The sequence below is a fragment of the Pseudoflavonifractor sp. 60 genome, assembly GCF_009911645.1.
Lineage (GTDB): Bacteria > Bacillota > Clostridia > Oscillospirales > Oscillospiraceae > Lawsonibacter.
Genome location: NZ_QWKI01000077.1, coordinates 26,928 through 43,317, shown reverse-complemented (window position 1 = coordinate 43,317; position 16,390 = coordinate 26,928). Strand labels below are relative to the sequence as shown.

At 60.5% G+C, this 16,390-nt stretch carries 13 protein-coding genes and 1 pseudogene; 9 read left to right on the top strand and 5 right to left on the bottom strand.

Annotated features, from left to right (window positions below; all coding sequences use genetic code 11):
* Nucleotides 1-187: 187 nt before the first annotated feature.
* From D1646_RS09070 to ugpC, 6 genes are all read left to right on the top strand, one after another.
* Nucleotides 188-1,507: an extracellular solute-binding protein gene (locus D1646_RS09070; protein ID WP_160636157.1), complete on the top strand. Its 1,320-nt coding sequence runs from the start codon at nt 188-190 to the stop codon at nt 1,505-1,507.
* Between the two features lie 148 nt (nt 1,508-1,655).
* Complete coding sequence (locus tag D1646_RS09065; protein ID WP_347565171.1) at nt 1,656-2,618, top strand: sugar ABC transporter permease; 963 nt, start codon at nt 1,656-1,658, stop codon at nt 2,616-2,618.
* On the top strand, nt 2,615-3,457 hold the full coding sequence (locus D1646_RS09060) for a carbohydrate ABC transporter permease (RefSeq protein ID WP_160636156.1): 843 nt from the start codon (nt 2,615-2,617) through the stop codon (nt 3,455-3,457). Before D1646_RS09065 ends, D1646_RS09060 begins: the two co-directional genes overlap by 4 nt.
* A 67-nt stretch (nt 3,458-3,524) precedes the next feature.
* The gene (nagB, locus tag D1646_RS09055) at nt 3,525-4,271 is read left to right on the top strand and encodes a glucosamine-6-phosphate deaminase (RefSeq protein ID WP_160636155.1); all 747 of its coding nucleotides are present in this window, start codon (nt 3,525-3,527) and stop codon (nt 4,269-4,271) included.
* Entirely contained in the window at nt 4,268-5,401 is a 1,134-nt protein-coding gene (gene nagA / locus D1646_RS09050) for an N-acetylglucosamine-6-phosphate deacetylase (RefSeq protein WP_160636154.1), read from the top strand. The genes nagB and nagA overlap by 4 nt, the downstream gene beginning before the upstream one ends.
* Before the next feature lie 226 nt (nt 5,402-5,627).
* Nucleotides 5,628-6,815 carry a sn-glycerol-3-phosphate ABC transporter ATP-binding protein UgpC gene (gene ugpC / locus D1646_RS09045; protein WP_160636153.1) on the top strand — a complete coding sequence of 396 codons (1,188 nt, stop codon included), beginning with the start codon at nt 5,628-5,630 and terminating at the stop codon, nt 6,813-6,815.
* Nucleotides 6,816-6,894: 79 nt separating this feature from the next.
* On the opposite strand, the gene D1646_RS09040 is transcribed toward ugpC, so the two are convergent.
* From D1646_RS09040 to D1646_RS09020, 5 genes and pseudogenes are all read right to left on the bottom strand, one after another.
* Nucleotides 6,895-8,898: an extracellular solute-binding protein gene (locus D1646_RS09040; protein WP_160636152.1), complete on the bottom strand. Its 2,004-nt coding sequence runs from the start codon at nt 8,896-8,898 to the stop codon at nt 6,895-6,897.
* Nucleotides 8,895-9,776, bottom strand: coding sequence for an ABC transporter permease (locus D1646_RS09035; RefSeq protein ID WP_160636151.1), 882 nt, complete (start codon nt 9,774-9,776; stop codon nt 8,895-8,897). Before D1646_RS09035 ends, D1646_RS09040 begins: the two co-directional genes overlap by 4 nt.
* Entirely contained in the window at nt 9,766-10,929 is a 1,164-nt protein-coding gene (locus D1646_RS09030) for an ABC transporter ATP-binding protein (protein ID WP_160636150.1), read from the bottom strand. The genes D1646_RS09035 and D1646_RS09030 overlap by 11 nt, the downstream gene beginning before the upstream one ends.
* A gap of 704 nt (nt 10,930-11,633) precedes the next feature.
* Nucleotides 11,634-12,407: pseudogene (gene udp, locus D1646_RS09025) on the bottom strand (uridine phosphorylase); the annotation flags it as partial.
* A gap of 57 nt (nt 12,408-12,464) precedes the next feature.
* Complete coding sequence (locus tag D1646_RS09020; RefSeq protein WP_160636149.1) at nt 12,465-13,376, bottom strand: LysR family transcriptional regulator; 912 nt, start codon at nt 13,374-13,376, stop codon at nt 12,465-12,467.
* A 218-nt stretch (nt 13,377-13,594) separates the two neighbouring features.
* Here D1646_RS09020 and citD point away from each other — a divergent pair, with 218 nt between their 5' ends.
* Genes citD through citF form a run of 3 tightly spaced genes read left to right on the top strand, consistent with a single transcriptional unit; the run spans nt 13,595 to nt 16,364 of the window.
* Nucleotides 13,595-13,897, top strand: a complete 303-nt coding sequence (gene citD / locus D1646_RS09015) for a citrate lyase acyl carrier protein (RefSeq protein ID WP_160636148.1) — start codon at nt 13,595-13,597, stop codon at nt 13,895-13,897.
* Nucleotides 13,894-14,808: an aldolase/citrate lyase family protein gene (locus tag D1646_RS09010; RefSeq protein WP_160636147.1), complete on the top strand. Its 915-nt coding sequence runs from the start codon at nt 13,894-13,896 to the stop codon at nt 14,806-14,808. Before citD ends, D1646_RS09010 begins: the two co-directional genes overlap by 4 nt.
* Complete coding sequence (citF, locus tag D1646_RS09005; RefSeq protein ID WP_160636146.1) at nt 14,805-16,364, top strand: citrate lyase subunit alpha; 1,560 nt, start codon at nt 14,805-14,807, stop codon at nt 16,362-16,364. The genes D1646_RS09010 and citF overlap by 4 nt, the downstream gene beginning before the upstream one ends.
* The last annotated feature ends 26 nt before the right edge of the window (nt 16,365-16,390 follow it).

Below are 16,390 nucleotides of genomic sequence, written 5' to 3'. Positions count from 1 at the left end.
GAGGTCAATTTACACCAAAAAAATCGTACGAACATTCACGGTTTGTACGATTTTTCTATAAATTGTACGTTTCACTCTATAGATTTACACAATGAACAAGTATAATTGCTTTTGAAAGGACGCATTTGTGGAATATCTCTATGCATCCGGTTCCCTAGGGTCAAAATCGACAAAAAGGAGAATGAAAATGAAGAAAGTTCTTGCAGCCTTACTTGCCACAGCTATGGCCCTTTCCCTGGTCGCCTGCGGCGGCGGAAACAACAGCAACGGCGGCGGTTCCTCTGCCGGCGGCGGCGCCGGTGCCTCCGATCCCGCGCCCTCCGGCGGCGGCGACAAGACCGCCATTAAGGTCATCGCTGCGGAGTATGGCCAGAACACCAAGCAGTGGTGGGCCGACTTCCAGACGGAGTTTAACGGCAGCCACGACAGCATCGACCTGACGGTGGAGGTTGTCTCCTGGAACGACATTTACACTGTGGTCAATACCCGCGTCTCCAATAACGACGCCCCCGACATTCTGAACATTGACGTGTTCGCCGACTACGTGGCCGACGACCTGCTCCTGCCCATCCAGGAGTGCGTCTCCCCCGAGACCTACGCCAAGATGTACCCCGCTTTCCTGGAGCAGTCCAACATCGACGGCACCATCTGGGCCATCCCCGACCTGGCCTCCGCCCGCGCTATGTACTATAACCAGGATATCCTGGACGCCGCCGGAGTGGCAGTGCCCACCACTTGGGATGAGCTGACCGAGGCCTGCAAGAAGATCAAGGAGTACGACTCCACCATCTATCCCTGGGGCATCGACATGACCACCGACGAGGGTCAGGCCGCTTTCGCTTACTATATCTGGAACAACGGCAGCGACTTTACCGACGCCGAGGGCAACTGGACCCTGAACGCTGACAAGAACGTGGAGGCCATTGAGTACGCCATCGGCCTGTACAATGCCGGCTACACCAACACCGACCCCGCCACCGAGACCCGCTACAACCTCCAGGACCTGTTCGGCGCCGGCAAGCTGGCCATGGTCATCGGCCCCAACTCCATCCCCACCTACATCGCTGACAACTACGCCAAGGCCAACACCCCCGAGGAGGAGCAGATCAACTACGCCTTCGCCGCCATCCCCTCCAACGGCGGCAACGCCTCCGTCTCCGCCGGCGTTATGGACCGTTTCATGGTCTTTGACAACGAGGACTCTGCCGAGAAGATCGAGGCCATCAAGGAGTTCTTTGACTTCTTCTATGAGGATACCCGCTACTCCAACTGGGTCCTGATGGAGGGCTTCCTGCCCGCTACCTCCGCCGGCGGCGAGATCGTGGCTGCGTCCGACCCCTCCATGGCTCCCTGGGTTGAGATCGTGGGCTCCTGCAAGTTCTATCCCACCGCTAAGGCCGAGTGGGCCGACGTGAAGCAGGGCGTGATCGACGTGGAGCAGCAGGCCCTTCTGGGCGGCAATGTCAAGGAGCTGCTGGACGCACTCCAGGCGAAGATTGCCGGCTAAGTTTCCCCAACTCTGCTCGTAAACGACCGCGGGGCCGGGCCACAACGGCCCGGCCCCCCGGCTCTTCCAGCCGTTTTCCAAGGACGGCAGCGCAATTCGCCTTTGGAAAACGGCCGGAAGGCGCTCAACGATTTAAGGAGGTGTCTCCGTGAGTACAAAAACCCCGGCAGCCCCCACGACAAAAAAGACCCAGCAAGAGCCCCGTCTGCCCAACCCCCAAAACAAAAAGCTGCTGCGCACCATCGAGCCTTATATCTGGATTGCTCCCAGCATTATCCTGATGGCTATTTTCATTGTGACCCCTATCTTCAAGGTGTTCCAGCTGTCCATGAACAGGGTGACCCGGGCAGGCAAGCTGAAGGGCTTCAACAATTTTGAAAACTTCACCTCGGTCATCAAGGACCCCGCTTTCTCCATTGTGCTGAAAAACACCATCCTCTGGACCATCGCCGTGGTGCTCATCTCAACCCTGCTGGGCTTCATCCTGGCCCTGATCCTCAACAACCAGTTCAAGGGACGCAAAGTGGCCCGGGCGATTGTGGTCTTCCCCTGGGCCACGACCCTGGTCATCCAGGCCAGCGCGTGGAACTTCATCATCAATAAGGACTACGGAACGCTGAACACCCTGCTGCGGACCCTGCACATCATCGGCAAGAACGCGTCCATCAACTTCACCCCCACTCCCACGGCCTATTTCGCCTGGGAAATCGCCTGCGGCATCTTTGTCACCATCCCCTTCGTCTGCTTCTGCGTGCTGTCAGGACTGCAGAGCATCGACGCATCTTACTACGAGGCCGCCACCGTGGACGGAGCGGGCTACTTCCAGAAACTGTTCAGCATCACCCTGCCTCTGGTGAAGTCCTCCCTGACGGTGTCCACCGTGCTGAACATTATCTACGTGTTCAACTCCTTCCCCATCATCTGGACCATGACCAAGGGTGACCCCGCCAACCGCACCGACACCCTGGTCACCTACCTCTATAAGCTGGCCTTCTATAACGGCAAGCAGGGCGAGGCGTCCGCCGTCTCAGTGATCGGCTTTATCATCCTGCTGATGTGCGCCAGTGTGTACATGATCTACACCCTGCGGAAAGGAGATGAGGAACTGTGAAAAAGCCCCTCTCCCTGAAAAAGGTGGTCCTGCGCCTGCTGCTCTACTTTGTGGTGCTGGACGTGTGCGTCATAACCCTGTATCCCTACTTCGCCATGCTGTGTACCGCCCTGAAAAATCGGGTTGAGATTTTCTCTGGCGATACCATTCTGCCCGTCACCGCTCTGTGGTCCAACTTCATTGACATCTGGAGCCGCGCCCCCATGGCAAAGTATATGCTCAACTCCCTGCTTATCGCCAGCGGCTCCACCATCATCGCCATGCTGTGTGGCATCCCCGCCGCCTATGCCCTGTCCCGCATGAAGTTCAAGGGGCAGACCGCCTTTTTGGGCTTTGTCATCGTCTCCCAGATGTTCGCCCCGGTGGTGCTGCTCATCGGTATCTACCAGGTGATGCAGGTCCTCCACCTGACGGACAGCCTCTGGGGCCTGATCTTCATCAACGCCGCCTTTAATCAGGCTTTCACCATCTGGCTGCTCCGGGGCACCTTTATGGGCATCTCGGCGGATATGGAGCAGGCCGCCACCATCGACGGCTGCAACCGCATCCAGTCCATGATTAAGGTGCTCCTGCCGGTGGCCGCCCCCGGCATCGTCACGACCCTGATTTTCATCTTCATCAACGCCTGGAACGAGTACACCGTGGCCCTGTGCCTCATCTCCACCGATACCCTCAAGCCCCTCACCGTGGGCATCAACACCTTTAACGGCTACAACATGATCGAGTGGCAGTATCTGTTCGCCGCCTCCATCTTCGCCATTATCCCGGTGGTCATCCTGTTTATGTGCATCGAGAAGAATCTGGTCAGCGGTCTGGCCTCCGGCGGTGTAAAGGGATAAATTTTCTTTCAAACAATACTTGAAAATACTGGCTGTTCATATTACAATAATAAAGGAGGAATGTATTATGATTATTTACCGTGAGAAGGACTATGACGCTATGAGCCGTCGGGCCGCCCAGGTCATTGCTGCCGAGGTGGTCCACAAGGCCAACTGTATCCTGGGCCTGGCCACCGGCTCCACTCCCGAAGGGGCTTACAAGTGCCTGGTGGACTGGTACAAGCAAGGTCTCCTCAGCTTTAAGGACGTGCGCAGCGTCAACCTGGACGAGTACAAGGGCTTGGCTCCCGACCACGACCAGAGCTATCGCTACTTTATGCAGTCCAACCTCTTTGACCACGTGGACATCTGCCCTGAAAACACCCGGGTCCCCGACGGCCTGGCCGCCGACTCCGACGCCGAGTGCGCCCAGTACGATGCCTACATCCGCTCTCTGGGCTATGTGGACCTCCAGCTGCTGGGCATCGGCCGCAACGGCCACATCGGCTTTAACGAGCCGGGGGACTGCTTCATCAAGGAGACCCACGTGGTGGACCTGGCCGAGAGCACCATCGACGCCAACGCCCGCTTCTTCGCAACCCGGGACGATGTGCCCAAGCAGGCTTTGAGTATGGGCATCGGTGCCATTATGGGGGCCAAAAAGGTGCTGCTGTGCGCCAGCGGTGAGGAGAAGGCAGACGCCGTTTACCGCTCCGTCTGCAGACCCATCACGCCCAACTGCCCCGGCTCTATTCTCCAGCTCCATCCCAACGTGGTGCTGGTGGCCGACGAGGCGGCGCTGAGCAAGCTGATTGCTGCGGGGGTCGCCCTATGAGAATTACCGGCGGACTGGTCTTTGACCTGGAACAGGGATTCACGCCCCGGGACCTCTGCACCAACGGTCCCCTGATTTCCCAGTCCAACGGCGACGGCCAACTGCTGGACGCCAGCGGCTGCTATGTCATCCCCGGACTGGTGGACGTCCACTTCCACGGCTGCGTGGGGGAGGATTTCAGCGACGCAACCCCTGACGGCCTGCAAAAAATTGCCGACTACGAGCTGTCCCAGGGCGTCACCTATATCTGTCCCGCAGGCATGACCCTGCCCGAGGACCAGCTTACCGCCATCTGCAAAAACACCGCCGCCCACCGGGCCAAGAACTCCGGCGGCGCGGAGGTGGTGGGTCTCCATCTGGAGGGTCCCTTCCTGTGTACTGCCAAGAAGGGGGCGCAGAACGCCGACTACCTCCACGACCCCGACATCCCCATGCTCCAGCGCCTCCAGCAGGCGGCAGAGGGCTGTGTCAAGCTGGTGACGGTGGCCCCCGAGCAGCCCGGAGCTATGGAGTTTATCAAGGCCGCTGTGGATATGGGCATTACCGTCTCGGTGGGCCACACTGTGGCGGACTACAACACCGCCAAGGCCGCCTTCGAGGCGGGGGCCAGCCACGCGACCCATCTGTACAACGGTATGCCTGGCCTGCATCACCGGGAGCCCAGCGTGATTGGTGCGGCCTGGGAAAATCCCGCCGTCCAGCCCGAGCTGATCTGCGATGGCATCCATATCCACGGCGGCGTGGTCCGGCTCACCTTTGGTCTCTTTGGAAAGGAGAGGATGATCCTCATTTCCGACTCCCTCCGGGCCACCGGTATGCCCGACGGGGAGTATCCCTTCGGCGGACAGATGATCGAGGTCCACGGCAACCGGGCCACCATCCTGGACCACCCGGAGACCTTGGCCGGCTCCGTCACCAGCCTGATGGGCTGCCTGCGCCAGGCGGTGGCCTTCGGGATCCCGCTGGCCGACGCGGTGCGGGCCTGTACCTACAATCCTGCCCAGTCCATCGGCATTGACAACCGGGCTGGTACGCTGGATGTGGGCAAGGAGGCCAGCCTGGTCCTGCTGGAACAGAAGGATCTGTCCATCCGGACAATCCTCTTCAAAGGTCAGACGGCGGAGGTCTGACATCCTCTCTGTTGGAACGGGCGGGTCCGCCCGCCTTTCCAAATATAATCCACGGGTCGGGACACTACTCCATCACTATAGTGCCCGGCACCAAACAAAAGGAGGAAAAAAACCGCCGCGGCTTGCGGTGCGGCAGTGTGGAGACCTGTCGTAAAGTTCCTGCGGGTTTCGCTCCCGCAGGACGAGATGGTGACGGCGGAGGCCGCTCCATCAAAGCCGAACGCAAATGGCAACACTGAATCTGAAGGGCATCACCAAAATCTACCCCCACAGCGGAGACCAGAAGAAAGCCAAGAAGAAGGGCGAGCCTGAGAAGAAGACCAATCTTCAGATCACGGACCAGGGTGTCATCGCGGTCCAGCAGTTCAACCTGGACATCGCCGACAAGGAGTTCATCGTGCTGGTCGGCCCCTCCGGCTGCGGCAAGTCCACCACTCTGCGGATGGTGGCCGGTCTGGAGGAGATCAGCGGCGGCGAGCTGTACATTGACGGCAAGTTGGTCAACGACGTGGAGCCCAAGAACCGGGACATCGCCATGGTGTTCCAGTCCTACGCGCTCTATCCCCATATGACCGTGTACGAGAACATGGCCTTCCCCCTCAAGCTGCGCAAGATGGACAAGGGCGAGATCGACCGCCGCGTGAAGGAAGCCGCCGAGATCCTGGACATCACCCAGTATCTGGACCGGAAGCCCAAGGCTCTGTCCGGCGGCCAGCGTCAGCGTGTGGCCATCGGTCGCGCCATCGTCCGCGAGCCCAAGGTGCTGTTGATGGATGAGCCTCTGTCCAACCTGGACGCCAAGCTGCGTAATCAGATGCGGGCCGAGATTATCAAGCTGCGTCAGAAGATCAACACCACCTTCATCTACGTCACCCATGACCAGACCGAGGCCATGACTCTGGGTGACCGGATCGTTATTATGAAGGACGGCTACATCCAGCAGATTGGCACTCCTCAGGAGGTCTTTGACCACCCCGCTAACATCTTTGTTGCGGGCTTCATCGGAATGCCGCAGATGAACTTCTTCAACGCCAAGCTGCTCAGCGAGGGCGGCAAGTACTTCGTCTCCGTGGGCGGCTGCAAGGTGGAGCTGTCCGCCGAGAAGCAGAAAAATCTGGCGGCCCACAAGGTGGCGGCTCAGGATATCACCCTGGGTGTGCGTCCCAGCCACATGGTGCTGGCCAAGCAGGCGGGGAACACCCTCACCGCCACTGTCGAGGTCTCCGAGATGATGGGCTCCGAGGTCCACTTCCACGCCAATGCCGACGGCAAGGACGTGGTGGTCATCGTGCCCACGATGGATGCCAACGGCGAGCACATCGACTCCTTCCACCGCGGTGATAAGCTCAACCTCACCTTCAGCGGCAACGTCTGCCACGTCTTCAACAAGGACGGCAAGAACCTGGAATTCTAATCCTCCCCAACACACGATTGCCCCCGCCTTTGATGGAAAGGCGGGGGCGGTCATTTTGTTTGCGGTGGGGATTCCTCCATCAATTCACGCCCATCTGGGTCCAGAGGGTGTTGTACAGATTCAGCGTCGCGGCGGGCAGGTTGAGGTAGGCCTCGCAGCGCTCCAGGATCTCGGGGGGCGTGACCATGATATCGTAGATCTCGGGCTCCAGCTCCTCGCCGTACAGTTCCTCGTAGTAGGCGGGGTACCGCTCCAGCGCCTCCCGGTTGGGGGAGGCATAGCCGATGTAGTCCATATTCATCAGATTAGACTCTGTGGAGGCGATAAAGTTCATCCACATATGGGCCTCCTTCTGGTGGGGGGCGTCCTTGAGCATACACATGGCGTCCACAAACCAGTTGGAGCCCTCCTCCGGGATGACAAAGGCCAGGTCCTCGTTGTTCTCCAGCATGGAGATATAGTCACCAGCGTAGTAGGTGGCAATGGCAGCGTTGCCCCCCTCCATCTTCTGCAATACCTCGTCCATAACCCGGCCCTGGAACACGCCCCGGCGGTTGGCGTCAGCCACCAGCTCATAGGCCTGGCGGATCTCCCCCTCGTCGGTGGTGTTGACCGAGTAGCCCAGATAGAGCAGTGCCTCCCCCAGGGCGTCCCGGGAGTTGTTGATCAGCAGCACATTGCCGGCGTACCGGTCGTCATAGAGGGCGCTCCAGCTGGTGATCTCCTCCTCCACCATGGCGGTGTTGTAGATGATGCCCAAAGTCCCCCAGGCGTAGGGCACGGTGTACTCGTTGGCGGGGTCGTAGGAGAGATGCTTGAACCGGTCGTCAATCAGGGAGAAATTGGGAATCTGACTGTAGTCCAGCTTGTCCAGCATGTCCTCCTGAATCAGGCGGCCAATCATATAGTCAGAGGGGACCACCACGTCGTAGTCCGCGCCGCCGCTTTTCAGCAGGGAGTACAGAGTCTCGTTGCTCTCGGCGGTCTGGTAGTTGACCCGAATGCCGGTGGTGTCCTCAAACTGGGTTATCAGGTCCTCGTCAATATACTCCCCCCAGGAGCACACATTGACCACCGGACGGGAGCCGGTCTCCTTGGCCAGCACCACCACAGTGAAAAGGAAGGCGCAGGCCAGCGCCGCCGCCGTCCCCCGGCGAACCCAGCGGAAGCGGGGCTCCGCAATCCTCTGTCCCAGCTTCTCCAGAGCGGTGGACCGGTGGGCCGCCCCTTTCCGGCTCCGGGCCTCCGCGCGGACTTCCTTCAGGTTGGACAGCACCAGCAGCACCAGCACCGACAGGAACAGCAAAGTGGAAACCGCGTTGATCTCCGGGGTGACCCGCTTCTTGGTCATGCCGTAGATGGTCATGGCCAGGGTGGAGCTGGCCGACCCGGCGGTAAAGTAGGAGATAATAAAGTCGTCAATGGACATGGTGAAGGCGATAAGGGCCCCGGACACGATCCCCGGCTTGATCTCCGGCAGCATCACCTTCCAGAAGGCCTGCATCCAGGTGCAGCCCAGGTCCTGGGCCGCGTCCATCAGGTTCCGGTCCATCTGGCGCAGCTTGGGGGCCACGTTGAGGATGACGTAGGGGATGTTGAAGGACACATGGGCCAGCAGCAGGGTCCCAAAGCCCAGTACCAGCCGTTCCGGCAGCTCCACCACGCTCTGAAGGTCGTTAAACCACCTAGCAAAGGTCCCCCAGCCCTGGAAGAAGGCCACGAAGAACAGGCACAGGCTGACGCCGGTGACAATGTCGGCGTTCATCATGGGGATGTTGTTCACAGTGAGCAGAGCCTCCCGCTTTTTCCGGCCCAGACTGTACAGACCGATGGCGGCAAAGGTGCCCGCCGCTGTGGCAATGGCGGTGGCCAGCAGGGAGACCAGCAGAGTAGTATAGACGCTCTCCATAATCAGCCGGTTCTGGAACAGCTTTCCATACCAGTGGAGGGAAAAGCCCTTCCACACGGCGCTGGAGTCCCCCGCGTTGAAGGAGAATACGATCAACAGAAGGATGGGGGCATAGAGGAACAGGAACATCAGTCCAATGAGCAGCCGGCTGCCCAGACGGTTTTGCTTTTTCATAGCATCACCGCCTGTTCCTCGCCCTCACCGAAGCGATTCATCACCACCATACACACTACCACAATGACCATCATCACCATGGAGATGGCCGCCCCCAGGTGGGGATTGTAGGCGCCGCCCAGGAACTGCTGTTCAATCAAGTCTCCCAGCATCAGCTGAGTCCCGCCGCCCAGCAGGCGGGAGATGGCAAAGGTGGACACGGAGGGGACGAACACCATGGTAACTCCGGACAGGACCCCGGGTAGGGACAGGGGCAGGATCACCTTCCGGAACACCCGCCGGCTGTCGGCGCCCAGGTCCCGGGCGGCCTCCAGCAGGGAGTGGTCCAGCTTGACGATGACCGAGTAGATGGGCAGGATCATAAAGGGCAGGTAGTTGTACACCATCCCCAGCACCACCGCCCCGGAGGTGCCGATGATGGGGATATAGTCGGTGGGCTTATAGAGCGCCGGGTCGGCGGCAAAGCGAACAGCAATCTGATTATACACATCCACCAGGCCGATATTCCGGAACAGCTGATTCAGCAGGCCGTTGTTCTCCAGGATGGACATCCAGGAGTAGGTGCGCAGAAGGAAGTTCATCCACATGGGGAGCATGATCAGCGCCATTGCAACCCGCTGGAAGCCCGGACCCTCGTGGGCCATCCAGTAGGACACCGGATAGCCGATGAGCAGACATACCAGCGTGGCAATCAGCGCCAGCCGGAAGGAGCGCGTAAAGACGGAGGCGTAGACCCCCATCTCAGCAAAATTTTCCAGTGTGCCCTCAAACTCCGACGTGGTGAAGGCGTACACAACCATAATGAGGATGGGGATGACCACCATCAGAGCCATCCACACCACATAGGGGACGGCGAACCCGGAAAGTCTACTCTTCATCTCCGCGCTCCTCCTCATCCGGCTCAAAGCTGGTGATCTCCTCGTACTCCTCGGAGTAGGAGGAGTAGTCGCCGAATATGCCGGAGTACTCGCTCTTCTTCATCACGTGGATACCGTCGGGGTCGATCTTGATGCCGATGCGGCTGCCCACCGGGGACAGGTCGGTGGTCTGGATCAGCCACTTGAAGCCATAGAAATCCACAATGATATCGTACTGCATCCCCTTGAAGGTGACGGAGGTCACTGTCCCCTTCAGCTGGCCCTGGTCCTCGGGGACAATGTCCACGTCCTCGGGGCGGATGACCACGTCCACCGGCTCGTCCCTGTCGAAGCCCCCGTCCAGGCAGTGAAATCTGCGGTTGAAGATCTCTACGACCCCGTCGCTGCGCATAATGCCGTCGATGATGTTGGACTCCCCGATGAAGTCGGCCACAAAGGCGTTTTGGGGCTCGTTGTAAATATCCTCCGGGCTGCCAATCTGCTGGATCTTGCCCGCGTCCATCACCACCACCGTGTCGGACATGGCCAGGGCCTCCTCCTGGTCGTGGGTCACATAGATGAAAGTGATCTCCATGGCCTTCTGGATGCGCTTGAGTTCATTCTGCATATCCTTGCGCAGCTTTAAGTCCAGCGCCCCCAGGGGCTCGTCCAGCAGCAGCACCTTGGGCCGGTTGACCAGCGCCCGGGCAATGGCGACCCGCTGCTGCTGACCGCCGGAGAGCTGGGTGATCCGCCGCTTGTCGAAACCCCGGAGGTTGACGATCTCCAGCATCTCGGTAACCCGCTGGTCGATCTCCTCCTCGGGGAGCTTGACCTTCTTCCCGCTGGCGTCCGCCTTGGGAATGCGCAGGCCAAAGGCGATGTTCTCATACACGTTCAGGTGCGGGAACAGGGCGTATTTCTGGAAGACCGTGTTGATGGTCCGCTTGTGGGGCGGGACAGCATTAATCCTCACCCCGTCGAACCATACATCTCCAGCGGTAGGCGTCTGAAAACCACCAATGATTCTGAGCGTGGTTGTCTTGCCGCACCCGCTGGGCCCGAGCAGTGTGAGGAATTCCTTATCCTTGATGCTTAAATTGATTTTGTCGAGTACGATATCCTCGTCGAACGCCATGGTGCAGTTGGCCAGGCGGATCAACTCCTTGGACATGTATCCTCCCCCATTTCTTTCTTTTTTACCTTTTCAGCTCCCTCGATTTATTCACCGGGCGGCTAGACCGTCCTGGGGGGACGGTGGTGTGGTGACCGGCTTTCACGGATAGCGAGATACACTATAGCGGGTTATGAGAGAAATGTCAATAATTTTCGTCAAAAATCTTGACGGTTTTCCCCTGAGGAACCAGCCCGCCCTGGAGGGCGGGCCGGGAATCTCACAGGGCGCGTCCCTTACAGCACCACAAAGCGTCCCTCCGGATAGGTCCCCTCCCAGGCGCAGGGCAGGCGTCCCTGCCGGTAGACCCCTAGGATGGAGGTGAAAAATCCCTCCTCCCCCATCAGACGCTCCACGCAGGCCCAGGCCAGGTCCCGCTTCACAAAGTCCATCCACTCCTGTTCCAGGCCGCTCTCCTCCTCCAGCGACATCCGCTGGACAAAGGTGCGCCAGCTCTGCCACAGCCGTTCACTCACCGCGTCGGAGACAGCTTCAAACACCTTGTCAATCTCGTCATCTCCCAACCGCGCCCGGGCCTGCTCCTCCAGGCGGCAGGTCTCCGGCTCCCACACCGCCAGCATCTCTCCGTTCCAGTTGTCCCAGGCCTGGAACAGGGAGGGCTCAACCCGGTACGCCTGGCTGGACTCTCCGCAGTGCTCCAGCCAGGGGATAGCCCTCAGCTCCTCCAGGAAGCGGTCCAACCGCCGCTCAGACCGGTCCTGCTGAATCAAAATTTTCAGCGCCTCAACCCCCACGGTGATGGCCGCCTGGGTGTCGTGGGACTCCTTCTGGTCCAGGCCGGCTTTCTCCCGCTCCTGGTTCCAGATGACGTGGAACACGGAGCCGCACCGGACCCGGCGGGCGGCGGCCACGGTGAAGAGGGCGGCGGACTCCATCTCAGAGGCCAGCACTCCCAGCCGCTTCCAGGCCTCCCACTTCTGCTCCAGCTCATAGCTCACCGGCATCCGGGCGGGGGAGTGCTGGCCGTAGAAGGAGTCCTTGCACTGGACGACCCCGGCGTGCCAGGGGTAGTCCAGCCCCTTACAGGCCTCCACCAGGGCGCAGGTCACCGTAAAATCGGGGACGGCGGGCCACTCGATGGGGGCGTACTCCCGGCTAGTCCCCTCCATGCGCACCGCTCCGGTGGCCACCACCAGGTCGCCGCTCTGAACCGGCAGGTCGATGCCGCCGCAGGTGCCCACCCGGACAAAGGTGTGGACCCCCAGGTTGACCAGCTCCTCCATGGCGATGGAGGCGGAGGGGCCGCCGATGCCGGTGGATACCACGCTCACCTTCTCCCCAAGCAGGGTACCGGTGTAGGTGACATACTCCCGGTTGGTCTGGACGTGGACCGGGCTGTCGAAGTGCTGGGCAATGGCTTCGCACCGCCCCGGGTCGCCGGGCAGAATGCAGTAGCCCCCCACCTCTCCAGCCGCGCACTGGATGTGGAATTGTCTCTCTCTGGCCTGTTCGTTCATCCGAATAGCCTCCCCCGTAATTTGATAGCCCTATTTTACCACAACCCAGCCCTCCGTTCAAGCGCCCAAACTTGCCTGGCGCAGAACTCGGGTCACAATTTGAATCAATTCCCGGGCGTAGTGGGGCAGGTCCGCGTCTTTGGGGTAGCAGGCGTAGAAATGACGGGGGTTTTCGTGGCCCCGGAGGGGATAAAAGACTCCCTGACGGCGGACCAGATCGTCGGCGTAGATGTTGGAGCACAGCATACAGCTCCCCGTCCCCAGCGCAACCCGGCGGGCCACCTCCAGCGAGTCGGTCTCCAACAGAATATTTGGCTCAAGGCCGCAGCGCCGGAACAGGTCATCCTGGACAATCCGAATGCTGTGGCCCTTCTTCAGGCAGACAAAGGTTTCCTCGCCGGCCATATCCAGGGAGATGGGGGTCCCGTTCGGGTACTTGGAGGCCAGTCCCGCGTGCTTCCCCGCCAAGATGCCAATCACCTCCTCCTCAATGAGCTCATAGGCCAGCCGGGGACTGGTGGACTCAATGGCGGCCAGCGCCAGATCCACCTTGCCCTGCACCACCAGCTCCTCCAGGTCGGCGCTGCCCCGCTCTATGAGCTCCAGAGTCACGTGGGGAAACTGGGCGGCAAACCAGGGCAGAGCCAGGGGGAGCACCTGCATCGCCCGCTGGACGCTGATGCCCAGGCGCAGGCGGCCGCTGTTTTCCTCCCGAATCTCCTGCATCTGGTTCTCCAGCCTCTCGTGGACGGCCAGAATCACCTCGGCGGCCTGGAGGTACTTCTCCCCGGCGTAGGTGAGGCAGAAGGGGGAGACGCTGCGGTCAAACAGCGCAAGCCCCAGCTCCCCCTCCACCTGCTTAAGCATCTGGCTGAGAGAGGGCTGGCTGACATAGAGCTTCTTGGCTGCCCCGGTGATGCTGCCCTCCTGAGCGATGGTGCGGATATAATGGGCCTGTTTCAGATTCACAGAAAATCCTCCCTCCGGTACGGCACAATCCACAAAAGCGATAGGGAAAACATTTTGTTAATCATAACATATAGATTATGATTGTCAACTATTTTCCCGGCTTATAATAAAAAACTTATTCTTAATTTGGAAAAAGCGTATTTGAAACCTAATGCCTGGAATGTTAAACTGGACCCATCAAAGGGACAATACACCGAACAATCAAGGAGGCGCAGGAAATGGAAATTTTGAAGCCGGCCATTGCGGGGACCCTGGAGTCCAGCGACGCCCAGGTGACGGTGGAGCCGGGAGAGAGGGGCATTGAGCTGACCCTCACCAGCAGTGTGATGAACCCCTATGGCCGCCAGATCAAGGCCACGGTGCTGGAGACCCTGGAGCGGCTGGAGGTCAAAAATGCCCGGGTTATTGTGGTAGACAAGGGGGCCCTGGACTGTACCCTGAAAGCCCGGGTGGAGTGCGCGGTGTTCCGCAGCTGCGGCCAGTCGGCGGCAAATATCCCCTGGGGAGGTGCGGTGCGATGATCCCTCGTCCCAAGCCGGAGCGGTTCCGCCTGCGCCGGACCATGATGTTTATGAACGCCCAGAAGCCCGGCCTTATCAAGGACGCCTACATCTATGGCTGCGACTCCATCATGCTGGACCTGGAGGACGCGGTGGCCGAGAATCAGAAGGACGCCGCCCGCTTCTCCCTGTACCACGCCCTGACCACCATCGACTACGGCGGTACCGAGGTCATTGTCCGCATCAACGGCCTGGACACCCCCCACTGGCGGGAGGACGTGCGAGTGTGCGTGGCCGGCGGGGCCGACGGCATTCGCATTGCCAAGTGCGAGAGCGCCCAGGACGTCCACACCGTGGAACAGGCGGTGGAGGAGGCTGAACAAGAGTTTGGCGCAGAGGTGGGCCGCACCCTTCTCATGGCTGCTCTGGAGAGTCCCAAGGGCATTTTGAACGCCTATGAGATCTGTTCCGCCTCCGAGCGGATGTTCGGGGTCGCCATCTCCGGCGGCGACTTCCGCAAGTGTATGCAGACAACCCCCCAGCATGACGGTATTGATATGCTCTTCGCCCGGGGCCAGATGCTGCTGGCGGCCCGAGCGGCGGGCATCCAGTGCTTCGACACGGTGTTCACCGACCTGGACGACCAGGAGGGCTTTGAGGCGGAGGTCCGGCAGAACAAGGCCATGGGCTTTGACGGCAAGAGCCTTATCAATCCCAAGCAGATCCGCTTTGTCCACGAGGTCTTTGCCCCCACTGAGAAGGAGGTCATCCAGGCGGAGAAGATCGTCCGGGCCATCAAGGAGAACGCGGAGCAGGGCCTGGGCGTGTTTACAGTGGACGGAAAAATGATTGACATCGCCTTCCTGCCCGGCGCGGAGCGGACCCTCCGGCTGGCCCGGGCCTGCGGCATGTATGAGGGGGATTTGGTATGAAGAACGCGGTTGGAAGAGAAATTCCCGACGCCCTGCTGGTCAACGGCAGGGAGGTCTACCAGGGCAAGAACTACATGGACGGCAAGTATCTCCAGAAGGCTGCCCCCCGCACCCGGCGGTACGAGACCCCCCGGGAGAGCAAGGTGGTGGACTCCATTGTCCAGGCTTTGAAGGACTGCGGGGCCAAAAGCGGCATGACCTTCTCCTTCCACCACCATCTCCGGGACGGGGACTATGTGGTGAACATGGTGATGCAGGCCGCCATTGAGGAGCTGGGCCTGGAGGAGCTGACCATTGCCGCCTCCAGCCTGGGCGCCGCCCACGATCCCATTGCCGGTTACATTGAGGCGGGCAAGGTGGTGGGCCTCCAGACCTCCGGCATTCGGGGGCGGATGGGTGAGGTGGTGTCCGCCGGAAAGCTGAAGACCCCTGCGATCATCCGCTCCCACGGGGGACGCCCCAGGGCCATTGAGGGGGGCGAGGTCCACATTGACATTGCCTTCATTGCCGCCCCCACCAGCGACTGCGCGGGCAACTGCCGGGGGATTGGCGGCAAGTCGGACTGCGGCTCCATGGGCTACGCCATGACCGACGCCAAATACGCCGACCACGTGGTGGTGGTCACCGACTGCCTGGTGGACTTTCCCAACCTCCCCGCCAGCGTGGAGGCCATCGACGTGGACGCAGTTGTAGTGGTGGACTCCATCGGCAATCCCCAAAAAATTGCCTCTGCCGCCGCCCGGATTTCCCAGAATCCCCGGGACCTGATGATGGCTGAAAACGTGGCCAAGGTGATTGCCTCAACCCCCTGGTTCAAGGACGGTTTTTCCTTCCAGACCGGCGTGGGCGGGCCCAGTCTGGCCGCCAACCTGTTTCTGGAGCAGTACATGGACCAGCGGAACATCAAAATGGGCTGGGCCATTGGCGGCATCTGCGGCCCTATGGTGGAGCTGTTGAAAAAGGGCAAGGTGGGCAAGGTTATCGACGTGCAGGACTTCGACTTGGACGCGGTGCAGTCCATCCACACAACCCCGGGCCACTGCGAGATGAGCGCCAGCCAGTACGCCAACCCCGCCAACAAGGGGGCCTTCGTCAACAAGCTGGACTTTGTGGTGCTGGCCGCCCTGGAGATCGACACCGGCTTCAACGTCAACGTCCTCACCGGCTCCGACGGCGTCCTGCGGGGGGCCCCCGGAGGTCACCCGGACGCGACGGCGGGGAGCAAGGTGTGCGTCATCGTGGCCCCCCTGGTCCGGGGGCGGATGGCCACCGTCTGCGAGCACGTGGTCACCGTCACCACCCCCGGCGACTGCGTGGACGTGCTGGTCACCGACTACGGCGTCGCCGTCAATCCCCTGCGCCCCGACCTGATGGAATGTCTGGACAAGGCCGGCATCCCCCATGTCCCCATTGAGGCGCTGAAGGAAAAGGCCTACTCCCTGGTGGGCCGCCCCGATAGTCTGAAGTGGGAGGACAAAGTGGTGGCTGTGCTGGAGGCCCGGGACGGCACCATCCTGGACGTGGTGCGGAAGATTAAGCCCTTCACGCTGGACTGAGCGAAACCGAACGGAAAGAGGTACGT